19 protein-coding genes are annotated in these 22402 nt (G+C 44.1%); 12 read left to right on the top strand and 7 right to left on the bottom strand.

The features are described 5' to 3' along the window. Positions 1-462: 462 nt before the first annotated feature. From AAFN85_RS29575 to AAFN85_RS29550, 6 genes are read right to left on the bottom strand one after another with little or no spacing between them, the layout of a single operon-like run. On the bottom strand, positions 463-1542 hold the full coding sequence (locus AAFN85_RS29575) for a hypothetical protein (protein WP_347531579.1): 1080 nt from the start codon (positions 1540-1542) through the stop codon (positions 463-465). After that, the gene (locus tag AAFN85_RS29570) at positions 1529-3208 is read right to left on the bottom strand and encodes an FAD-dependent oxidoreductase (protein ID WP_347531578.1); all 1680 of its coding nucleotides are present in this window, start codon (positions 3206-3208) and stop codon (positions 1529-1531) included. The genes AAFN85_RS29575 and AAFN85_RS29570 overlap by 14 nt, the downstream gene beginning before the upstream one ends. Then, complete coding sequence (locus AAFN85_RS29565; RefSeq protein WP_347531577.1) at positions 3186-4694, bottom strand: polyamine aminopropyltransferase; 1509 nt, start codon at positions 4692-4694, stop codon at positions 3186-3188. Before AAFN85_RS29565 ends, AAFN85_RS29570 begins: the two co-directional genes overlap by 23 nt. Before the next feature lie 5 nt (positions 4695-4699). Further along, positions 4700-4879: a hypothetical protein gene (locus AAFN85_RS29560; protein WP_347531576.1), complete on the bottom strand. Its 180-nt coding sequence runs from the start codon at positions 4877-4879 to the stop codon at positions 4700-4702. Then, complete coding sequence (locus tag AAFN85_RS29555; RefSeq protein ID WP_347531575.1) at positions 4876-6333, bottom strand: DUF4178 domain-containing protein; 1458 nt, start codon at positions 6331-6333, stop codon at positions 4876-4878. The genes AAFN85_RS29560 and AAFN85_RS29555 overlap by 4 nt, the downstream gene beginning before the upstream one ends. 1 nt (position 6334) lies before the next feature. Beyond that, entirely contained in the window at positions 6335-6688 is a 354-nt protein-coding gene (locus AAFN85_RS29550) for an S-adenosylmethionine decarboxylase (protein WP_347531574.1), read from the bottom strand. 518 nt (positions 6689-7206) lie between these two features. Here AAFN85_RS29550 and AAFN85_RS29545 point away from each other — a divergent pair. The 11 genes from AAFN85_RS29545 to AAFN85_RS29495 all read left to right on the top strand — a co-directional run bounded on the left by AAFN85_RS29545 (position 7207) and on the right by AAFN85_RS29495 (position 20447). Continuing rightward, complete coding sequence (locus AAFN85_RS29545) at positions 7207-7797, top strand: RNA polymerase sigma-70 factor (protein ID WP_347531573.1); 591 nt, start codon at positions 7207-7209, stop codon at positions 7795-7797. 63 nt (positions 7798-7860) lie between these two features. Beyond that, positions 7861-8190 (top strand): metalloregulator ArsR/SmtB family transcription factor, encoded by a 330-nt coding sequence (locus AAFN85_RS29540; RefSeq protein WP_347531572.1) that lies wholly within the window; start codon positions 7861-7863, stop codon positions 8188-8190. A 32-nt stretch (positions 8191-8222) separates the two neighbouring features. Further along, on the top strand, positions 8223-9077 hold the full coding sequence (locus AAFN85_RS29535; protein ID WP_347531571.1) for an arsenite methyltransferase: 855 nt from the start codon (positions 8223-8225) through the stop codon (positions 9075-9077). 13 nt (positions 9078-9090) lie between these two features. After that, positions 9091-9507: an arsenate reductase ArsC gene (locus tag AAFN85_RS29530; RefSeq protein ID WP_347531570.1), complete on the top strand. Its 417-nt coding sequence runs from the start codon at positions 9091-9093 to the stop codon at positions 9505-9507. After that, entirely contained in the window at positions 9504-10175 is a 672-nt protein-coding gene (locus tag AAFN85_RS29525) for an aquaporin (protein WP_347531569.1), read from the top strand. The genes AAFN85_RS29530 and AAFN85_RS29525 overlap by 4 nt, the downstream gene beginning before the upstream one ends. 378 nt (positions 10176-10553) lie before the next feature. Beyond that, the gene (locus AAFN85_RS29520; RefSeq protein ID WP_347531568.1) at positions 10554-11642 is read left to right on the top strand and encodes a FecR family protein; all 1089 of its coding nucleotides are present in this window, start codon (positions 10554-10556) and stop codon (positions 11640-11642) included. Positions 11643-11811: 169 nt separating this feature from the next. After that, positions 11812-15156, top strand: coding sequence for a TonB-dependent receptor (locus AAFN85_RS29515; protein ID WP_347531567.1), 3345 nt, complete (start codon positions 11812-11814; stop codon positions 15154-15156). A gap of 30 nt (positions 15157-15186) precedes the next feature. Further along, on the top strand, positions 15187-16743 hold the full coding sequence (locus AAFN85_RS29510) for a RagB/SusD family nutrient uptake outer membrane protein (protein ID WP_347531566.1): 1557 nt from the start codon (positions 15187-15189) through the stop codon (positions 16741-16743). 215 nt (positions 16744-16958) lie between these two features. Continuing rightward, positions 16959-18440: an arabinan endo-1,5-alpha-L-arabinosidase gene (locus AAFN85_RS29505; RefSeq protein ID WP_347531565.1), complete on the top strand. Its 1482-nt coding sequence runs from the start codon at positions 16959-16961 to the stop codon at positions 18438-18440. Between the two features lie 180 nt (positions 18441-18620). After that, positions 18621-19055 (top strand): CBS domain-containing protein, encoded by a 435-nt coding sequence (locus tag AAFN85_RS29500; RefSeq protein ID WP_347531564.1) that lies wholly within the window; start codon positions 18621-18623, stop codon positions 19053-19055. Positions 19056-19151: 96 nt separating this feature from the next. After that, entirely contained in the window at positions 19152-20447 is a 1296-nt protein-coding gene (locus AAFN85_RS29495; protein ID WP_347531563.1) for a DUF885 domain-containing protein, read from the top strand. Positions 20448-20684: 237 nt separating this feature from the next. Here AAFN85_RS29495 and AAFN85_RS29490 read toward each other — a convergent pair whose 3' ends face one another. After that, on the bottom strand, positions 20685-21311 hold the full coding sequence (locus tag AAFN85_RS29490) for a CatA-like O-acetyltransferase (protein WP_347531562.1): 627 nt from the start codon (positions 21309-21311) through the stop codon (positions 20685-20687). Between the two features lie 82 nt (positions 21312-21393). On the opposite strand from AAFN85_RS29490, the gene AAFN85_RS29485 reads away from it, so the two are divergent. Continuing rightward, a complete protein-coding gene (locus AAFN85_RS29485) occupies positions 21394-22242 on the top strand; it encodes an isocitrate lyase/phosphoenolpyruvate mutase family protein (protein ID WP_347531561.1) in 849 nt (282 codons plus the stop codon). Positions 22243-22402: the final 160 nt, after the last annotated feature.

Genomic DNA, 22402 nt, shown 5'->3' with positions numbered 1-22402 from the left:
CTGTACAGGGCGGCCTTGCCTACATGCGATTGCTTCGTAACTGCTCATGACGTAATTAAAATCTCCGTCGTGTTGAACTTGTTTCACTGTTGTCCGGGGAACTTTCGTTTCCTATCTAAAAACCTTTTTTAAGGCCTCAAAAAGGCCTTTTTTTATGCTGTTTTAAATGCAAGCCCCCTGTGTTTTTAAATTATTGAATCTCTTTTTAAAATCCGGCTGTCCGGTAAAAATTTAATCGAAACTAAGCTTTTCCTGCGGTTAGACCGTTTATGGTTGCGTTGTAGTGTTTCAAAAAGTTTTTAGTGTATAATATCGCAGCTATTTCGATACCGGCTGTCCGGTAAAACTTTTTGAAAAACCTTTCCCCGGACAACAGTGAAATAAATTCGGCATGACGATGGTGGGATGTCGTATATTCCTTCAGATGCCTTGGCTTTTTAGTACTGCCGATAATAACCTGTTTTAAACCTGCTTCTGTTTCCGCATCCGCCATATAAAACCATCCAATACATAGTGTGTTGATTGCGGTAACGCCAGTAAAGGAACCGTTAAAGCCAGTATAGTATCACTACTAATAGAAGGCAAACCCGAAAACAGACCGAATACCGAAGCATGCTCTTTCCAGATAAAGCCATCCCACAGGCCTTCTTCTACATAAGCAAACAAAATAAGGACGCCTACAAATGATAACACGCCATACTTACTGAAGGTGATTTTCATGAAACCTGTGCTTGGAGTTTTATTGTTGCTGAACTTTTTCTGCTCGTAAAACCAAACCAAAGCCATGTATGGGATGCCATGCGATACTACGTTGAGCGTTGTAAAAGCCATATCGCCATTATAATATACTATCCCAAAATACCAGGACAGGAAGGTGCCTAAAACTATGAGGTTTTTAGGTAGATTAAATTGGCGGGTTTTAATATAAGCCCAAATTTCTTTTAGGATGAATAAAGCAATGGTAAGCAGGTAACCAATTTGGGCGATGGCGAGCAAGCCATCAACATGAAATAAAACAAAATCGCCATCAACAAACCAATTAAAATTCTTTTTATAACTGCTGAAATGCCAGTAGAGCAAAGGGTAAATGGTTGCTATGTAAATAGCCGTATTGTCGATATATCTTAATAAAGTGCTATGATCTTCATTACGCGAATAGATCCGCAGGAAACCATATTGCTGCCTTATAAAATGGTAAACGGCAAGGTAGGCTAACGCCCGCCAAAAAAATATTCCACCCGCAATATAGAGTATCACGCCAACGGCATAACAAAATAGAGGGACACCGATAAGTACATGCGGCTGCCTTTTTAACTCGGCGGTGTTAAAATAGGTGCGGTAAAGGGTGCTGTAAACATGGGCCACATCAATCATCACAATTAATATAACCCAGTATTGCACTGGCATCAGCGCCGAGTTTTTAAACTGCACCGGGAAAAGCGCCACAACAAGCAAGGCAATAAACGGGGGCGACAGGATAAAGATCCCATCGGTAAGGCTGTTTTTTATCCATGGTTGAATGCTGGTTTTAAGCTGCTCCATGATCTAAAACCTGCTGTGCTGCCCTAATGCCGTGGTGAAAAGCCTCTTCAAAAATAGAGATCCCACTTAAGTCGGTATGCGCAAAAAATATTTGGTTATTAATAGCGGCATTTGCCTGCCTGCGGTTATCGCCCCAGATGTAATCAACTGTTGGCGCTATCATGCCGTGTCCCCAAAGCCAGATATCGGTTTGTTCAATATGCTCGGTAATGCCGGGGTGCATTTGCTCCATTTCGGTTATTACAATATCCATCCATTGCTCGTAAGTGCGGGTGTAAGCAGCGAGGCGGGCAAGTCGTGGTTCTTTATCGCATAGAGGGAGGTAATAAGTGATCACCTTTTTATTCTCTATCAGTTTTGTATCCTGCTGGTTGGCGTTTACGTAACCTACCGATGCTGTATTGTAAGCCACGTTATCCCAGCAAAGCACCATGCCCTTAACGGCGGTGGGTATTTCATTAACGGTTAAGTTAGCGATCAGCCACGGAGAATAGTGCAGTTTGCTTACATCAAAGCCCGGTCGGGGAATATTTTTAAGCAGCTTTTGATTAACGAACTGCGGCGAAGCCATGATCACCTTATCGGCATAAAAAACTGTGGATGTGTTCTTTTTAAGGTCGAGGACTTTTACGGCTACTTTACCGTTGCCTTCTATATTGATATCATAGGCCAACGATGATGTTTGAATATGATCTTTAACCGAAGCTTTCAGCTGTTTCATGAGCCAGCCATTACCTTCGGGCCAGGTAATTACCGCGTTTGGTTCGGCATTGGCGGCCGTACCTTTACGCGCCGAAAAATAATGCAGACCAGCCCAGGCGCTAACATTCAAAGCTGGTGTACCATAATCATCTTTGCAGCAGTAATTCAAATACCACAGTAGGTAAGGCGAGGTAAAGCCATTCTGTTTCAAATAGTCCTGAAAACTGATCCTGTCCAGCTTGCGATAGGTTTCATCGGCCGAACTATTATCCAACGGAATATCGAAAGCGTATTTGCCATCGTTTCCCTTAGCGTTTTTTAGCTGTGTTGTGAGGTTAAAAAAGCGGGTGATCTGCTTGCGGTCGTCATCGCTGACACCAAAATCGGGTACTATACCTTCCTGCCAGTGCCCGTTGATGAGCAGGCGCTCTTCCGGATCAAAACACAGGTAATACTCGTTGTAAAAGGGTAGGCCTTTATTATCAAAATGAGTGATAACGCCGGTTTCCTGTAGAAAATCAACAAGTGGTTTATCGTAGTTGTTTACTATTGGCAAATAATGCGCGCCTAATGGATAGGAAGAAACACTGTTTGTGCCAAAACTGGCGTTGCCGCCGGTATGATCTTCCAGTTCCAGTACCTTAAAATCTGTTTCGCCCTGTTTTTTCAACCACCTTGCTGCAGATAACCCGGAGATACCGCTACCGATGATTAGTGTTTTAACCGATTGCTGGGATGACGGAGCGGGCATTGGCAATTTATCGCGTAGGGCATGGCCGGCTTTAGCATTCGGACCGGATAGTTTGCCTTTAACATGCGCGTACTCCGGTTTGCCGCCGCTTATTTTGCGGATGCAACCGCTGAGATAAATACCTCCCGTAAGTAGCCCCGCCTGTAGCAGGAACGACCGGCGACTTAAAGGTTTTGGCCCCGATGCGCGGTTATAAAACAGTCGACCACTCATCCTCAAAGTATTTTACCAATATCTGGTTGTTCAGTTTATTTACCTGTGCGGGTACACGGGCCATATCTTTAGGGAAATACAACATCTGCTCCAGGCATTGTTTCGACATAAAGCGTAGCCCCGGCAGGTAATGGTCCGGCACTTTATAAACCGGTCTGTTCATGGCCATAATATAGCCCCATTCGCCAAAAGAAGGTACATAGTTATGATAAGGAACGGTATGCAAACCAACTGATTGCAAAGTTTTTTCGACTGTGTAGTATGATTTAGGAGCTACGTATGGCGATGTGGATTGCACCACCATAATACCATCGGGCTTAAGCAAGTGCTTTACAATGCCGTAAAAAGTATTAGTGTAAAGCTTGCCTACCGAATAGTTGGATGGATCCGGGAAATCAATAATAATGGCATCGTAAACCTTATGCTGCTCTCTCGCCCATGAAAAAGCATCAGCATTAATAACCGTAACTTTTGGCGATAGAAAAGACCGGTTATTCAGTTTCAACAGCATATCGTTGGTGCGGAACAGTTTGGTCATTTCCTTATCCAGATCAACCAGGGTAACGGTTTCTATCTGTGGATATTTCAATATCTCGCGTACGGCAAGGCCATCGCCGCCACCCATTACCAGCACATGTTTGGCATCGGGTACGGCTTGGAGCACGGGGTGGATCAGCGCTTCATGATAACGGTATTCGTCAACCGAACTAAACTGGAGGTTTCCGTTGAGGAACAAGCGCAGGTCTCGACCTTTTTTGGTAATGATAATACGCTGATAAGGCGTACTTTTTGAAAAGATGATAGTATCGCTATAGGTAAGGCTTTCCGAAAAATTGGTGATGGTATTGGCATAGATAAACCCGGTTAGCAATGCTACCAAACTAATGATGGATGCGCCCTGTAAATATTTAGCGCCTTTTATTTCATGCTTAAAGTTAACGCAGGTAATTAAAGCTACCAGTACATTCAATATACCGAAAAGGTACGCGGTGCGGACAATACCCAGGTAGGGAATAAGCAGTAGCGGGAACACCAGCGATGCTATCAAAGCGCCAATATAATCGAACGTAAAAACCTTTGATACAAGGTCTTTAAACTCAAACCTATCCTTTAAGATGCGCATCAATATCGGGATCTCGAGGCCAACCAGTATGCCGGTTATAGAGATAAGACCATAAAGGATAATGCGGAACGAGCTTACGCTTTCAAAAACCAGGAACAGGATTGATGAGCTTGTGCCACCCACCAGGCCAACCAGTATTTCAATGCGGATGAACCAGCCCAGCAGGTTTTTATCAAAATACTTGGATACCCACGAGCCTACACCCATCGAAAACAGGTACACACCAATAATGGTTGAAAACTGGGTAACCGAATCGCCCAGCAGGTAGCTGGCCAATGTTCCGGCTATCAGTTCATAAATAAGACCACAGGTTGCTATAATAAAAACCGAAACCAGCAGTAAAATGGGGAGTTTTTTGTTCATGGATATTATTTATGATAAAATCTTGCCCCGTAGCCCGAATGTGCTACCGTGCCGTGGTAGCCAGCGTTGCGCTCAACTGTGTTGCTTTGCCAAAAGGCTATGCCGTTAAAGGCATCGTAAGTAAAATACAGTACTACCGCCGATGCTACTGCGAAGTATGCTATGTTTGATCTGATCTGTTTCATTCGTCGTCGTCTGTTTGGTAAGGGGAAAAATCGCTGTTCATCCAGCGGCTAACTTCAAAGCGGCGCGCACGGTACCAGCAATACAGCGGGTACAGGCAAAGTATCAATAAGGTAACCAGTATATTACGCCATAAAGTGACCGCCTCGGTAACCTTAACATCAAGCGAGTTTAATAACCGTGTACCCGAATATGGATACATATTAATATGATACTTGCCCGGCGGAATTTCTGAAAGTAACACCGTTTCGTGCGTACCTCCTTCCGACCAGTTTTCTCCATCCTCATAACCATGATAATATTCGATGTTCTTTGTAAGGCTCCAGGTTTGGTTATCTTTTTCACTCACCAATTCGATAGTAGTTGAAAGCCAGTTATTATCCAATGGCGATGATAGCTCCACTTCCAGCGGTACAGGCCCATCCGGGATAGTGAAAGTTGGCGTTTTAAACGATTTAAATTCAAAATTGCCTACAACATCTTCATTAACCGAATTAATGGCTGTGGCACTATCCTGCAAAATATTGCCTATTGAAGTGGCCGTGCTATCGGTTGTTTTATGATTGCCGGTAACCATTACGCTTTTCTTTAATGTGGTGTCAACTGGTTTGGGGGGCAGATCGAGCGCGTAAGTATGTTCAAGCAAAACGGTTTCGGGGCGTAGCCAGCCTACCAGCAATTGTACCAGTAAAAAAGCGATAATGGCAAAGCCGCTTATGGTTAAAGCACCGTTCCAGCGTGTGCGGTGTTTTGAAGGCTCGTTTGCGCCTATGCCTTCCTTAGATGGGAAATTGCCCGCCGGGATCTTGAACGCCTCGGCTATTTCGGCAACCTCAATGTATTCGCCAAGGTACCAGTCTTCCTGTTGTGTGCTCAGGTTTTGTTCCATGGTGAGCAAAAAAGGTGGCCTGATGTATTCCTGCGCTTTGATCCGCTCGCTGCGGATATCCCAGTCAAACTCGCCTATCATCGAATCAATTATCGGCCGGTACGAGTTGAAAAGGTTAAATTCCATCTCATTGTACAAGGCAGTATTGCTAAAGCTTTTTTTAGCTTTTTCAAGCTCGGGGTAAAAACTTTTACCCGCTATTAGCGTCCAGTGCCCATCAAACTCAGCCAAAAAAGCGTAGCCTTTGGCATAATTGTAAAGCATGTACTCGCGCCATTTGTATTGCGTATAGGCAGCTTCCTTTTTTTCGATATAGGCAATTACCTTATACTCAATATCCCTCAATGTAGCCGTGGTACCGATAGGCAAAACAGGTTTATTGGCAATGCGGATAAGGCGTTCCTTAACATAGGGGTGACCGCTATCGCTAAATAAAGAATAAGTAAAACACGACGGACAAGCCACAGCCTCGGCAGCTATATGATCATATAGCGTGATACTTTGTTTACAACCCGGACAGATGATCTGATCTGAAAAAGGGAATGCTTTAGGGTTTAAAGTTGCCATACTACCTTTTTACTTCGTTTACCTGTATCTCGGTGCCTTCAAAAAATGCCATTACACCGTTATAAATAGCCCGTGCCTTATCGTCGTTTTCGCGCTGGTAATTTGAAAGGAATACATCAAAAGTGGCGGTACCGTACTCGGGCCAGGTATGGATTGACATGTGCGATTCGGTAAGGCAAACTACGGCGGTGAAACCGCCGCCGTCGAAATCATGATATACTTCACCTACTTTGGTTAACTCATGGTTATTAACCAAATCGTCAAAAAGCTTTCGGCAATCTGCGCTGGATGCCAGTAAGTTGTATTTGGCTGAAGTGAATTCGGATAAGATGTGAAGTCCAGGTTTGTAAGGCATTAGTTTAAATACAATTTGGATATAAATATAGGAAAATATTTATTGGAGGGGTTAAAGCATCAGGAAGGATTAAGCAGCGATTAAAATAGAGGTATATTGAAGGATAAATGCAGATACTGTTCGGTTACTTTTATTTAACTGGAGTAAACTGCAAGAAAAGATGAATAATGAAATTTTATTATTGTTTATATGACAATTAATATGGATTGTGTCAGTTTGAAATAAATTTAGATTTTTTACAGTAAAGCCGCGCTTTGTAGATATAATCTCTTTTTTATTGTATTGATACTATTTTATCAAATAAAACAATTTAGCAAGACGCTCTGCTCAATTCTAATCTTATCATCAAAAAATATTTTAATTGTTTTTTGAACAATTAAAATAAAATACCATATCTTAGATTTTAGTTAGCCCGGTAACCTTGCCGCGAATAATGCCAAACGCCAATTATATTAATTTGAACACGCCGAAACTGCCCCGCAGTTACGGTGAAAAATTGATCACAACCAATTAAAGGAATGTTGGATACCGAAGTACGCTACCTGCTTAATGATATTGCTTTAAATAGCAGCAGGGCTTCTTTTAAGAGGCTGTACCTTTTGTATTACAACAAATTATTTAGCCTGGCAAAATCGCTGTTAAAAAACGATGAGCAGGCCGAAGAGGTAACCAACGATGTTTTCATGAACCTTTGGGCACGCCGGACTTCACTTACCGAGATCAACAATTTTACCTACTACTGCTATACTTCGATTAAAAATAAATCACTCACCTGTTTGGCCAAAAATCAGCTTAAAAGTGTAAGTATTGATGAGGTGAATATCGATATTGCCGATGAGGGAACAACTGCCGAGGATAAGCTGGCCTGCGAGGACCTTAGCAAATTGATCAATACTACATTGAGTAAACTATCCGAACCATGTCGCCTGGTTTTTAAATTAGTAAAAGAGGATGGGCTGAAATACCGGGAAGTGGCCGGTTTGCTGGATATCTCTGTAAAAACCGTTGAATACCATATTGGCAATGCGCTTAAAGCTTTGGCCGCCGGGCTAAAAGAGGCTCAAAAAACACCTGTAACAGGCAACGCCGGGAAAAGCATAAATTATTAGTGTAATTATTTTTTGAAGATCATTTGCTTTGGAAAATATTAATCGTAATATTGCGATATAATTATGGGCGTTACCAAATCAGAAATTTTTACAGAAGAGCAAAACAAACTGGCAGTGCAATTAAAGGCAATAGCGCACCCTGCCCGTATTGCAATTTTGCAGGAACTGATCAAAGCCAATGCCTGTATCTGCGGAGAACTGGTTACCGAATTGGGACTTGCCCAGGCTACCATATCTCAACATTTAAAAGAACTGAAAAATGCCGGATTGATACAGGGAACGATAGAAGGTGTGAGCGTGTGTTACTGTATTGAACCAATAGCATGGAAAAACCTGCAAAACGAATTGAATGGCCTGTTTTCGTCTTACAAAACTATAAATAGCTGCTGCTAAAATTTTTTGTTTAAATCAATCGCAATATTACAATGAATAAAGAAGTCGACGATCAACTGAAAGAACTGGTAAAGCAAAAATATAGCGATATAGCTTTACAGGATAAAGAAACCAACCAGGCCTCCTGCTGTGGCGCAGGCGGCTGCTCGACCGAGGTTTATAACATCATGAGCGATGATTATACCCAAATGCAAGGCTACAACCCGGATGCTGATCTGGGCTTGGGTTGCGGACTGCCAACGCAATTCGCCAAAATAAAAAATGGTGATGTAGTTATCGATCTGGGCAGCGGTGCGGGTAACGACGCTTTTATTGCCCGCGCAGAAGCCGGCGAAACGGGTAAGGTTATAGGTATTGATTTTACACCTGCCATGATCGATAAAGCGCGGGCAAATGCGGAAAAACTTGGTTTCAATAATGTAGAGTTCAGGCAGGGCGATATAGAAAAAATGCCGGTTATCGCCAACGTTGCCGATGTAATTGTGAGCAATTGCGTACTGAACCTTGTACCCAATAAACAGGCTGTGTTTAAGGAGATCTACCGGGTGCTGAAACCGGGCGGACATTTCAGTATCTCGGATGTGGTATTGGTTGGCAACCTCCCAGATGCCTTACGTACCGATGCTGAGATGTATGCAGGTTGTGTGGCCGGTGCTATCCAAAAGGATGAGTATTTAAAACTTATTGGTGATACAGATTTTGAAAACCTAACGCTTCAAAAAGAAAAGGCGATCATAATTCCTGATGATATCCTGAACAAATACCTTGACGCCGCCGAACTGGAAAAATTCAAAAATGGAGATACCGGCATTTTCAGCATAACCGTTTTTGCCGCGAAACCAATAACAGAAAAGGCCGCGTGCTGTGAACCGGGTTGTTGTAACTAAAAAATAAATAAACATGAAAAATGTATTGGTGCTTTGCACCGGAAACAGTTGCCGTAGCCAGCTGGCCGAAGGTTACCTTCGTTATTTTGCTAATGGGAATGCAAATATTTATAGCGCAGGGATTGAAACACATGGTGTTAACCCAAAAGCTATACAGGTGATGGCCGAAGACCATATCGATATCTCAGCACATACCTCAAACCATGTGGATGAGTATATCGGGATCCCGTTTGATTATGTGATCACCGTTTGTGATAACGCTAATGAGGCTTGTCCGTTTTTTCCGGGTAAGGTGGAGCGTTTCCATTATAACTTCCCTGATCCTGCCAAGGCGAAAGGTACACCCGATGAGATCATGGACGAGTTTAGGCGTGTGCGTGACCTGATCAAAGCTTACACAATGGATTTTGCCCAATCTCATTTAAAATGAGAAAATATGTTGCCGAATTGATTGGCACGTTTACCATGGTTTTCTGCGGCACGGGTGCCATGGTGATCGATCAGCAATCGGGCGGGTCGGTTACCCATGTTGGCGTGGCCATTACCTGGGGACTTATTGTAATGAGCATGATCTATGCGCTGGGTAATGTTTCCGGCGCGCACATGAACCCGGCTGTTAGTATCGCTTTTTCGGTAGCAGGGCGTTTTAAAGCCAGGCTTTTGCCGGGGTATATTGCAAGCCAGTTGGCGGGGGCGTTGTTGGCAAGTGTTACTTTGAAATTCCTGTTTCCGGCAAATTCATTATTGGGGGCTACGTTACCCGCAGGTACAGCAATGCAATCTTTTGTTTTAGAATTACTGCTTACCTTCTTTTTAATGCTGGTAATTATGCAGGTGGCTCACGGCAGTAAAGAACAAGGTCTGTTTGCAGGGATTGCTATAGGTTCGGTAGTTGGATTAGAGGCCATGTTTGCCGGGCCTATCTGCGGCGCATCCATGAATCCGGCGCGATCAATTGCTCCGGCTTTGGTATCCGGACATTTGGAACATTTGTGGGTTTATGTTATCGCTCCTGTTGCCGGCGCGGTAATAGCTATCCCAATTTGGAAGTATTTGAATGCGTCTAACAACCTACCCCAACATCTGCCGCGGGTTTAGCTCAATCTGCCGCAGGTTTAGCGTAGCGTAACCTGTGGTTAGTAATAGCTTAAGTTTTCAACTTAAGCGCCACGCAATGAACCAATCTACAGCAGGTTTAGTGCAGCGTACCATCTGCCGCGGGTTTAGCGCAGCGTAACCCGTGGTTGGCAGGTGCTTAAGTTTTCAACTTAAGCACCTGCCAATCTGCTAATCTGCCGCAGGTTTTGGCTAAAGCTTAAGTTATTAACCCAAGCATCACTTGAGTTGATAAACTCAAGTCATTTTACACCACGGGTTACGCTGCGCTAAACCCGCGGCAGTCACCTGAAAAAATATTTTATCCTACCACCAGGGTATCCCAATTATTTACAGTCTTTATATATAGAACCTTAAATAATGATCAATAACATCTGGATACTTATTGGCAAAAAGTTAAATGGTGAAGCTTCGCCCGAAGAGTTACTTGAACTTGAGCAACTGTTACAGCAACAGGGCACTGCCGATCTGTACCCGGTTGATCAGCTGGAAGAGATCTGGAAAAACAATCAGCAAAACACCGACGATGAAAAGCTGCTAAGCAAATGGGATGCCTTTGATGCCCAGCTCGATGCTGCCGAAGAACAGGAAGCAGAAGAAGCCGCGCAGATCATCGCCATAAAAACAAAACAGAAAAGGGCGCGCATCATTAAACTCGGCTCATTACTGGCTGCCGCTTGTTTAATGCTTGGCATTTTCTGGTTCACCCGAAAAGAAACTATTTCCTCCGCCAAACCCAACGAAGTTTTAGCTCCTAAAAACGGCATCAGCAAAATTCAACTGCCCGATGGTAGCCATGTTTGGCTCAATATGGGTAGTAAGCTTACCTATGCTAATGATTTTGGTAGCGAGGAACGCAGGGTTTCTCTTTCTGGCGAGGCATTTTTTGATGTAGTTAAAGATCCACAGCACCCTTTTGTAGTTACCACGCAAACCATCAGCGTGAGGGTGCTGGGTACCAAATTCAACGTACGATCATACGATAACGATAAAACATCCGAAGCAGCCCTGGTTCGTGGTAAAATTGAGCTTACCGTTTTAAAAAATCCGGAGAAAAAGATCATCCTCAACCCGTCCGAAAAACTGACGGTGATCAATAACCAGGATGCACCGCAAAGAGGGGATAACCTTGCAGCTACGCGCCCTGTTGATGAAACTCCTTTTATAGCCTTGAGTCGCATCCATCAGGCCAAAAAAGATACCCTGCCATCAGAGGCATTGTGGCTTGAAAATAAACTAGCTTTTGATGCCGAGGATTTTGAAACCATTGCCAAAAAAATGGAGCGCCGCTACAATGTGAGCATTGTTTTTGAAAATGAAGAAGTAAAAAAACTTCGCTTTACCGGCAAATTCGCGACCGAACCAATTAACAAGGCCTTGCTGTACCTGCAGCGCACGGCCCCGTTCCGTTATAAAATTGATAGCACTAACCAAATAACAATTTATTGATCAGTAAACCTTTATTAAAAAACAGAAAAGCCTATGCGTAAATAAGTATTCAACCCGCAAGCCATAAAAAAATGGAGAGATGTTCCCGCATCCCCCCATTATAATGTGGTGCAGCTTAACTACCAGTCCTTCTATAAACCAAATAGTTAAACAACCTTAATGCTAAATTATGAAAAAAAATGCACACCGCGGTAACCCGCCGCGGCTGAACCAATTTTTGAAAGTACTTCTTATGTTTAAATTTATCTGTATCCTGGTACTCGTCTCCTCGTTGCAGGCGTTTTCAAAAGGGTATGGTCAGACCAAGATCAACGTTAATTTCCAGAACGTATCGCTAAAAAAAGCGCTTAAGGAAATTGAAAAAAAGTCTGATTACCGCTTTTTGTACAACGACGATATGTTGTTAAAAAACGACATGCCCGCCAGTTTAAATACAAAAGATGCATCGCTTGAGGAAGTGATGAGCATTGTACTTAATAAAACCAATCTAAGCTATACCCTAAGTGATAACAACCTGGTTATCCTTACCGAAAAAGGAAAAGCCATAGCCCCCGGAACCATCAACGGTAAAGTAACCGACGAGGCTGGTTTGCCTATACCGGGTGTTACCGTAAAAGTTAAAGGCACTAACGAAAGCACCCAAACTGATGTACAGGGCCGCTATACTTTAAATATTCCGGATGCAAGTGCTACCGATGCAGTGCTGGTATTCTCGTTTATTGGCTATAGCTCGCAGGAAGTACCGGTTAACGGCGGCTCATTGATCAGCGTACAGCTTAAACCAGCCTCTAACTCATTGAACGAGGTAATTGTAGTTGGCTACGGTAGCCAGAAAAAGGAAAATTTGACTGGTTCGGTAGCTGTGGTGAATGTTAAAGATGCCAACAAACGTGTAACGCCCGATGTGGCCCGCGCTTTACAAGGCCAGGTGGCTGGTGTACAGGTAAACGGTTCGGGTGTACCGGGCGAGGGTGTTTCTATTCGTATCCGTGGCGTGAGTTCACTCATTAACAATAACCCGCTTTATATTATTGATGGCGTGCCTACTATGGAGCCTTTTGATTTCCCTACTACCGATATTGAAAGTATGCAGGTGATCAAGGATGCTTCGGCGGGTGCTATTTATGGTTTCCGTGGTGCCAACGGTGTGGTGATCATCACTACCAAAAAAGGTAAGAACGGTGCCATGAGGATCAGTTACAATGGTTACGCCGGTTTTCAGAAAAATCCTAAAATGCTATCTGTTACCGATAGGGTAGGCTACCAGCAAATTGCCAACGCTGCCGAAACTAATGCCGGTTTATCACTTGCTCCGGGCAACGATCCATCATCAAGCAAATTCATCAGCAACGTAAATACCGACTGGCAAAAATCAGGTTTCAGAACCGGTTATACCCAAAGTCATGACCTGGGCTTATCTGGCGGTAACGAGAATATGAGCTATAACGTAGCTTTCGATTATTTTAACCAGACCGGTACAACAGTATCCGGTCCGTCATATACCCGTTATAACCTAAGCGGTAATATTCAGGGTAAAAAGGGTATCGTATCATTCGGCAGTAAGTTTGCCTATACCGAGGGCGATTATAATAACCTTGCCTACCCGCACCTGCATGGTACCGGCAATCAGATAGTTGATCTGGTTACAGCTATCCCAACTATGCCAATTTATGATGCCAACCGTGTTGGCGGCTACGGCGGCGTTGATCAAAATACCCAAAGGGCTATTTCCCTAAACATCATCGGCGTAAATAATATTCTGAACAGCACCGGGCAGCGTAACCGCATGCTGGCATCAGCCTGGATGGAGATCGAGTTTATCAAAAACCTGAAATACCGTTTAAACGCCAGCTATGATCGTAACGATTTTAAAAATACTTACTTCGATCCGATCTATGACCTTGGTTGGTTTTACCCCAACACATCAGCTTATTATAGCGACGCGCGGGGTAACTATTACACCGCCCTTATCGAAAATACTTTAAGCTACAAATTCGATATCAGCAAACACCATGTAGAGTTGCTGGCAGGTACCGCTTATCAAAAAGATAAAAATGATAACCTTACAGGTATAGCTTACAACCTGCCGCAACCATACCTGTTTTCGTTTGATAACGTAAGCAATACCACTGATAAAACAGTATTTGGTAACAGTAACGAGCGTAAGTTTTACTCGCCGATATTTGGCCGTGTAAACTATAATTATGATGACCGCTACCTGTTAACTGCCAACTACCGCCGCGATGGTACGTCGCAACTACCCGAGTACAACCGCTTCGGTAATTTCGCCGGTGTATCGGTAGGCTGGAATATCGCCAAAGAAAAATTTCTGCATCTGCCCGAAACTATCAGTCAGTTAAAAGTAAAAGCCGGTTACGGTACATTGGGTAACGTGAACGCGCTTGCATTTTACCCATACCAGGCTGTGGTAAACGCTAATGCCAGCTATGTATTTGGTAATACGCTTGCATCAGGTGCTACCCAAACCCAGGTGTTTGATCAAACCAATAAATGGGAGCAAAAACGCACCACGAACGTGGGTATCGATCTGAGTTTGTTTCATGATCAGTTGAGTTTCTCTTCGGAGTATTATGTTAACAAGATCAAAGGCATCCTTTTATCTGTGCCGATCCCTATCTCGGTAGGTGCTATCAATACTCCGCTGGTTAATGCGGCTTCGTTTACCAATAAAGGTATCGAGTTTACGGTGACTTACCGCAGCAGGGATACCGGGCCGTTCAACTATACCATCAGCGCTAATGCCTCAACAGTTAAAAACAAAGTAACCTCGTTAGGTAACGGCGGTAACCCAATTTATGGCGCGTACAGCAAAACGGCGGTAGGCGGCGAGGTTGGTCAGCTATATGCTTTTAAAACCGAAGGCATTTTTAAAGATGCTGCCGATGTTGCAGCTCATGCTACCCAAACAGGTGCCGCTCCCGGCGATGTTAAGTTTGTGGATACAGATCACAATGGCATTATCAATGATAACGATCGTGTTTACCTCGGCTCTTCTATTCCTAAATTGTATTATGGCTTTAACTTCAGCGCTAATTATAAAAGCTTTGATGCCTCGATATTTATCCAGGGCAACTACGGCAGCAAAATAGCCAATGGTGTTTACCAATCATTAATGACGGGTCAGTACACCAACGCCAGCACCGACGAGCTGAACTACTGGACGCCAACCAATACCAACACCAACGTGCCGCGCCCGATAATAGGTGATCCTAATGCCAATAACCGCAACTCGGACAGGTTTATTCAAAGCGGATCATACGCCCGTTTGCAAACCGCGCAGTTGGGTTACAGTCTGCCGCCAAACCTGCTTAACCGTACCAAAGTGATCAGGAGTTTGAGGGTGTACTTATCCGGCCAAAACCTGTACACCATTACTAAATACAAAGGTTTCGACCCGGATTTTATTAATGATGGAACCATTAACCGCGGCTTTGATTACGGTTCGTTCCCTAACCCGCGCACCTTATTGGTAGGCTTACAAGTAGGATTATAAAAACTGATTAACGATTTAACATTATTTATAATGAAAACGATATATACAAAGGCATTATTCACGCTATTGTTGGTAGCGGCATTTGCCATGGGCTGTAAAAAAGGCGACCTCACCACGGTGAACCCCAACGCCCAAACCACCCAAACCTTTTGGCAAAACGCCAGCGATGCCGTAAAAGGCATCAACGCTGTGTACGGTAGCTTGATCATCGATGGCTCATACATGCGTTTTTCGCCAATTGTAGAAAATACAAGGGGCGATGATGCTACCAGCTACAGCCCATGGGACCAGATCTATAACATGGGTAAATTCAACATGCAAAGCACCGGCGATGGCGTGCTGTTTTCATGGACAGCCTACTATCAGGGTATTTTACGCGCCAACGAGGTACTGAAATATGTACCCGATATCAACATGGATGCCGAGTTGAAAAAACGTGTATTAGGTCAGGCTTATTTTTTACGCGGATTGTACTACTTCCACCTGGCCGATTTTTATAAAAACGTACCGATGCCATTGGTGCCTGCCGGTTCGAGCGCCGATTATTTTCAGAAACAACAACCGCAGGATGTAATTTGGGCGCAGGTGATCAGCGATTTTAAAGCTGCCGAAGGGATGCTGCCAGTAACATACACCGGCCTATCGCCCTATGGGCAAACAGGTCGCGCTACTAAAGGTGCAGCTGCCGCGTTTTTAGGTAAAACTTACCTGTTCACTAAAAAATATGCCGAGGCTGCTGCCGAGTTTAAATCAGTAATTGATATGGGCATTTACAGTCTGGTGCCTAATTATTACGATAACTTCTTCGCCAATAACGAGAACAATGCCGAATCAATTTTCGAGGTTCAGTTTTCGAGGGATGCCGGAGGTACCGATCTGGGCTGGGGAGGCGACCCATCTTCTGGATGGGGACGTACATCATCGCGTGCTATTACGTTCGGCGCGGCAAGCTTTGGTTTTACCGATGTGCAGCCAACACCAGCATTATACAACGAATATCTGCAGGAAAAAACAACTACCGGCGGCACCGACCCCCGTTTAGATGTAACCATATATTATAACAAACCCGGCGAAAAACTTTACAACCAGGATTTTGCTACCCGCTACGCTGGCAGTTCATCACTAAACGCCCTGTTTTGCCACAAATATGAAAATGGCGACAGCGGCCAGGCCGACGAGTACGATTGGCGTTCAGGTATTAACGAACGCTTGATGCGCTATTCCGACGTTTTGTTGATGTATGCCGAATGTTTGAATGAGCTTGGCCAAACCAGCGATGCTTACCCATTCATTCAACAAGTGCGCAGCCGCGTTGGCTTGCCTAATTTAGCTACAGTTAAACCAGGCATGACACAGGCCGATATGCGCGAACAGATAGGTCATGAGCGTTTTCTTGAATTCTCGCTGGAAGGGCATCGCTTTGACGATATCCGCCGCTGGGGCTGGTTGCAGGATGCCACCAAATTGGCCTGGCTAAAAGCCCGTGATCCGGAATTTAATACTTATACACCGGGAAAAGAATATTTGCCTATTCCGCTTACTGAGGTACAAACTAATGTGGGTTTGGTACAGAATACGGGGTATTAAGCCCCGCCCAACCCTCACTTGAAGAAAAGATATAAAAATGTCATTTCGATAGAGCGGCGAGGGAATGAGCGGGAGGAGCGAAAGAGAAATCTTATACGCCATGCCAAGCGGCTATGCAGAGTTCGCAATGCGAGGCGTACAAGATTTCTCGCTATCGCTCGAAATGACATTGGGGTTTTGATAACAATGAGATGAATACGATGATGATGAAAGTGATGAAAAATATACACCTATACATAATAACCGCCCTGGCAACAGCCCTATTTTCCTGCTCAAAAAAGGAAACGCCAACGTCCACCAAAACGGATACCACCACAACGCCGGTAACCACCGCGTTTGATATCAATAGCATAAGCGATACCTATGCCGATATCTCCGCAGTTATTTTTTACCCTAAATGGACGGTGTATAACGTGCACGATCCATCCATCAAAAAGTTTGGCAGCTACTATTACTGCTACAGCACCGATGTGGCTTTCGGCACTGATGTGAGGCCTGGCTTGCAGATCCGCCGGTCTAAAGATCTGGTGCAGTGGGAATATGTTGGTTGGGTGTTTTCATCGTTACCGGCACAGGGTTCTGATTACATCAAAGGCAAAGGGGGCACGCCTTACAATGCTTTATGGGCACCTTATGTAATGAAAGTAGGCAGCGAGTACAGGTTGTATTATTCGCTTTCATCAGCAGCGGCCCGGCTTAGCGTTATCGGCATGGCGACGGCATCCGCACCAGACGGGCCTTGGACGGAGAAAGGTTTAGTGGTAACCTCGACCAACGATGCCAGCATCCAAACCAATGCTATCGATCCAACTGTGGTCACCACAACCACAGGCGAACAATACATGTATTATGGCTCGGCTTGGGATGGTATTTATATCCTGAAGCTTGATCCGTCTACAGGTTTGGCAGCTTCGCCGGGCGATAGGGGAAAACGTATTGCCAACCGAGGTTTTACAGGTGGGAAATATAATGGCAATATAGAAGGTGCCGAAGTAATCTACAATCCCGATCTTAAAAAATACTTCCTGTTTATCAGTTATGATTGGTTGCAAACTAAATACAACGTAAGGGTAGGACGGGGCGATAGCCCAACCGGTCCGTTTTATGATTATAATGGTCATGATGTAAATACCAACGAAGATCACGGCCCGATGATAGTAGCACCATATCAGTTCACCAATCAAAGTGGCTGGCAGGGTACGGCGCATTGCGCGGTATTTGATGATGGCAGCGGTCAATATTACATGGCGCACCAGGGCAGGCCGGGCGTAAACTCTTATTTTATGGACTTGCATGTACGTAAAATATCATGGACGCCGGATGGTTGGCCCATTGTATCGCCTGAGCGTTATTCCAACGTTGCGCAAACCGCCATAGCCAGTGCGGATGTAGCAGGCACTTACGAAAAGATCACGCTTAACTACCAAATAGTACCGGGATATGCCACCGAGCAAAACAACTCCGATTTCCAGGTTTCAACAGTATTTAAGCTGGATGCAGCCGGAACTATTGATGGCAATGCTGCTGATAAATGGACATTTACCTCGCCATGGCTCGAATTAAAATACAGCAGTGGTGATACTTACAAATTAAAAGTTGAACGTGAGCGCGACTGGGAAAACAAGGTTACATCTACCTTAATATTTACCGGTTTGGATAACCACGGCACAGCCATTTGGGGGAAAAGAAAACAATAGGTTAGTTTTATATAGGTTGGTTAGCCCTTCGGAGTAATTCCGCGGGGCTTTTTTTGTTTCTTGGGTTTCTATAATAACTATTGAGTATTGTGAGCCTTGAAAAAGAAATGTTTTCCACAATGTATTGTTTTTCTGGTAGTTATTCGTATCTTGAAAATACCAAATTAACCCTAAGTACTTATGAAAAGTGTAAAGCACATCCTGGCCCGCAAGGGGAGCAATGTTATTGCTGTACCCGCCGAAACCACTGTATTGAATGTACTGAAACTGATGGCCGAAAAAAATGTAGGCTCGGTGGTGGTAACACAAGATGGTAAATATATTGGTTTGATGACCGAGAGGGATTATTCCCGCAAGATCATCCTGATGGGTAAACACTCCGACGAAACCACTGCCGGCGAGATCATAAGTACCAATTTTCCGATGATCACCCCGCAATCATCGGTTGATGAATGTATGCTGATCATGAGCGAGAATAATATCCGCTACCTGCCGGTGTTTGATATAGCCAACCAGCTTTGCGGCATTGTTTCTATGAGTGATGTGGTTTACGAAACTATCCACTCGCAAAGGGAAACTATCGAGCAGTTGCACAGCTACATCCAATCAACATAATTAGCGCTTTTATTACGGTTGATGATTAACAGGATATTTGTTTTCGCATAAAAAAATCGAAACAAATAATATAGGTTTGTTCATCATTCCGTTTTTATGAAGCGTTTTATTGTTAGCTGTTGCTTTGTTATAATTTCTTTTGGCGCTGTTGCTCAGCAGCGGGCTTTCGCTGCTTTTTGCCGTGATTTTGTTGCCGGGTATAATGATCTGCATTTACCTCAGTTGGAGCTAAGTTATGTTAGCAGCCTGGAACATATAGGCACAAAAGCCGAAGTACAAAAGCAATTTGATTTTTTTAGCAGGATAAAAAGTAGGCTTAGTAATTATAAGCTTAGTCAACTTACCGAATCGGAAAAGGTAGATTACCAATTGATAAGTTATGAAACCGGTTTAAACCTGGAGCGTATAGCACTTGAGCAAAATTGGTTAAAGAACAAACCGACCACTATCCCAACCGGTGGTATCATTACCATCCCCAACGGCAAAGCCTGGTACGCTTATCTGTTAAAACGATGGACAAGCGCCGATGCCACGCCAGATGAGATCTACCAGTTTGGCCTTACCGAAGTTGCCCGCGTACAAAAACATATCGAAGCTATCCGCCAACAAGCCGGTTTAAGTGAAGATGAGTTTTACAAGCATTTGAACGATCCGTCTTTTTTTATTGATGATCCACAGATAGTTCAGCAATCGTTTGAGAATACTAAAAAGATCATCTACAGCAACCTGCCCAAACTATTTAACAATACCAATATAGCCCCGCTAAAAATTGTAAAAGGCGAAAGCAGGCAACTGGCCCAAACGCCGGGTTATTACGATAGTAATGTGTTTTACTACAACCTTTTTGATAAACCCTACAACAAACGCCAGGTTGATTGGCTGTTTATTCATGAAGGGGTGCCCGGTCACCATTACCAAACCAGTATAGAAGGACAAACCAAAACTTCGGCGGTACAAGAGCTATTCTACTATATGGGTTTTGCCGAGGGTTGGGGCGCTTACACCGAAGAGTTGGGAAAACAGCTCGGCGTTTACCAAACACCTTATGATGAATTGGGAAAATGGGAGTGGGATATAGTACGCTCGGTAAGGGTTCCGCTGGATGTAGCCCTAAACTATTACGGCTGGACGGATGAACAGGCGTTGGCGTTCTGGAAAAAGAATATCCGCGGGCAGGATGATATTGCCATGCGAGAGATCGCCCGCATCCGTCGCTGGCCAGCACAGGTGGTGACCTATAAATACGGCGCGCTACAGATACTGCATTGGAGGGAGGAATTGCAAAAACAGCAGGGCGCTAAATTCGATATCCGGGATTTCCATTCGCGCGTGCTTGACCATGGTTCATTGCCGCTGTTTATGGTGAAGGAGAATGTGTTTAATAAAAGGTAGAGATTTAATGTAGGGACGCATCACATGCGTCTCCCTTAGGACAAGCGGCCCTGCATGTCGTCCTGCCTCCGTAAATTGCACGCGGTAGACGCATGTGATGCGTCTCTACAAAAAAAGGCCACAATTAATAACCTATTAGATAGGCTGCCCCAGAGGGGCAAAAGCTTTGTAGCAATAAGTAAAAAATAATTTTAGCGTGCCAGAGGCACGCAACTTCAACATGCGAAAAGGAACTAACTAAACCCCTTTATTCAACAACTCCTGGTAACAATCAATATACTGCCCAAGGTGTATCCCATCAACCAAAGCATGGTTTACATGGATCGATAAAGGCATGGTGCGTTTACCATGGTACTGTGTCATTTTGCCGAAAGAGATCTTCGGGCAACTATCCACAAACGAAAATTTGCGTGCATGCGATAACGAACTGAATTTGATCCACGGCAATGAAGAAAAACGGATAGTATTATTTACGGTCGAAAGTTCCAGTAAATTATTGCTTTGTACCCGCTCAACCTCTTTAATGGCCGATGCGTTAAATTCTTCAAACGTAGGGTAAAACAGGAAAGTGCCGAACCCGAACGTACCATTAGCCCGTGGAACGGTAGCTTCGCCGTCTATCTGATCATAAATAAAAACATCGTCACCCTCAATACGATACCTGAATGGTTCGACAATTTGCGATGTAGCTATGGATTGGTACATGGTGTAATGAAAAAATGATACCCCATTGTCTTTTGCAAATTTGTAGGCTTCGGTTACGTCAATATCCACGTTTACGCCGTGATATGGCTCTTCAAAAGTTTTAAAAAAGTTGTAATGCTCTTTCCTTGCCCAGGTTTCAATATCTAATTGCTGTTTCATAATAGTACTGCAATAATAGCAATAACGGATAGCATTGAACCTGTTTTTCCTTAATTTCGAAGCCAACCAACATACCTTAAAAATGACATCTGCAACAAATAACACCCAATATCAAAAAGCCGAAACGTTTAAAGCCCTGCACCAGCGCGATGGTTTATTTATTATTCCTAACCCATGGGATGCAGGTACGGCTAAAATATTAACTGGCCTTGGCTTTGAAGCTTTTACCACCACAAGTGCAGGATTAGCCTATACCCTTGGCCGACCGGATGGATATGGGTTAATAACCCGCGAAGAAACACTTGAAAACGCGCGTTTAATAGTCAACGCCACGCATTTACCTGTAGCGGCCGACCTTGAAAACGGCTTTGGTGATACCCCTGAAATTTGTGCCGAAACTATTTTAGCGGCGGCAGGAGTAGGTCTGGTAGGCGGCTCGATAGAAGACGCGACCGGCAATGATCAGGATCCGATCTTTAACTTCGAACTTTCTGTTGATCGGGTGAAAGCCGCTGTTGATGCGGCGCGAAGCTTACCTTTTCATTTTACATTGGCAGCCCGGGCCGAAAATATGATCCACGGAAAAGTAGATCTGCAGGATACCATTAAACGTTTGGTTGCGTATGCCGATGCCGGGGCAGACGTGCTTTTCGCGCCAGGCCTTAAAACCCGCGAGCAAATAAGCGAAGTAGTAAAAGCAGTTGCACCAAAACCAGTAAACATTGTGCTGGGTGCCGCCGGGTTTGATATCAGCTTTAATGAACTGGCCGACCTGGGCGTAAAAAGGGTGAGCCTTGGTTCGGCATTGGCGAGGGCTGCTTTGGGTGCATTTCAGCGTGCAGCTGTCGAATTGATGAACGGCGGCCACGGTTTTGTGAATGATGCGGTGCCTTATTTGGAATTGAATAAGGTTTTGAACCGTGATTTTTAGGATTTTAGAATTGCCTTGATATAAATTTTACAACCCAGACTTGCGAAGTTTTTAAAACTTCGCAAGTCTTACCTGCTTGGTCGCCGTTTTGACAATCTTTTTGCATTAAAAATGCCCCTTCTTTACTGCCATAACCACGTAATATTCAATAGTTAATTTC

Origin of the sequence: Mucilaginibacter sp. CAU 1740 (assembly GCF_039839285.1) — a bacterium.
In the GTDB taxonomy this organism is placed as follows: domain Bacteria; phylum Bacteroidota; class Bacteroidia; order Sphingobacteriales; family Sphingobacteriaceae; genus Mucilaginibacter.
Note: the sequence above shows the minus strand (reverse complement) of the source record. Positions and strands in the feature narration are given on the sequence as shown.

Coding starts and splice junctions, on each gene's coding strand:
- AAFN85_RS29575 (WP_347531579.1), bottom strand. CDS start 1,542: ATGGAGCAGCTTAAAACCAGCATTCAACCATGGATAAAAAACAGCCTT.
- AAFN85_RS29570 (WP_347531578.1), bottom strand. CDS start 3,208: ATGAGTGGTCGACTGTTTTATAACCGCGCATCGGGGCCAAAACCTTTA.
- AAFN85_RS29565 (WP_347531577.1), bottom strand. CDS start 4,694: ATGAACAAAAAACTCCCCATTTTACTGCTGGTTTCGGTTTTTATTATA.
- AAFN85_RS29560 (WP_347531576.1), bottom strand. CDS start 4,879: ATGAAACAGATCAGATCAAACATAGCATACTTCGCAGTAGCATCGGCG.
- AAFN85_RS29555 (WP_347531575.1), bottom strand. CDS start 6,333: ATGGCAACTTTAAACCCTAAAGCATTCCCTTTTTCAGATCAGATCATC.
- AAFN85_RS29550 (WP_347531574.1), bottom strand. CDS start 6,688: ATGCCTTACAAACCTGGACTTCACATCTTATCCGAATTCACTTCAGCC.
- AAFN85_RS29545 (WP_347531573.1), top strand. CDS start 7,207: ATGTTGGATACCGAAGTACGCTACCTGCTTAATGATATTGCTTTAAAT.
- AAFN85_RS29540 (WP_347531572.1), top strand. CDS start 7,861: ATGGGCGTTACCAAATCAGAAATTTTTACAGAAGAGCAAAACAAACTG.
- AAFN85_RS29535 (WP_347531571.1), top strand. CDS start 8,223: ATGAATAAAGAAGTCGACGATCAACTGAAAGAACTGGTAAAGCAAAAA.
- AAFN85_RS29530 (WP_347531570.1), top strand. CDS start 9,091: ATGAAAAATGTATTGGTGCTTTGCACCGGAAACAGTTGCCGTAGCCAG.
- AAFN85_RS29525 (WP_347531569.1), top strand. CDS start 9,504: ATGAGAAAATATGTTGCCGAATTGATTGGCACGTTTACCATGGTTTTC.
- AAFN85_RS29520 (WP_347531568.1), top strand. CDS start 10,554: ATGATCAATAACATCTGGATACTTATTGGCAAAAAGTTAAATGGTGAA.
- AAFN85_RS29515 (WP_347531567.1), top strand. CDS start 11,812: ATGAAAAAAAATGCACACCGCGGTAACCCGCCGCGGCTGAACCAATTT.
- AAFN85_RS29510 (WP_347531566.1), top strand. CDS start 15,187: ATGAAAACGATATATACAAAGGCATTATTCACGCTATTGTTGGTAGCG.
- AAFN85_RS29505 (WP_347531565.1), top strand. CDS start 16,959: ATGAAAAATATACACCTATACATAATAACCGCCCTGGCAACAGCCCTA.
- AAFN85_RS29500 (WP_347531564.1), top strand. CDS start 18,621: ATGAAAAGTGTAAAGCACATCCTGGCCCGCAAGGGGAGCAATGTTATT.
- AAFN85_RS29495 (WP_347531563.1), top strand. CDS start 19,152: ATGAAGCGTTTTATTGTTAGCTGTTGCTTTGTTATAATTTCTTTTGGC.
- AAFN85_RS29490 (WP_347531562.1), bottom strand. CDS start 21,311: ATGAAACAGCAATTAGATATTGAAACCTGGGCAAGGAAAGAGCATTAC.
- AAFN85_RS29485 (WP_347531561.1), top strand. CDS start 21,394: ATGACATCTGCAACAAATAACACCCAATATCAAAAAGCCGAAACGTTT.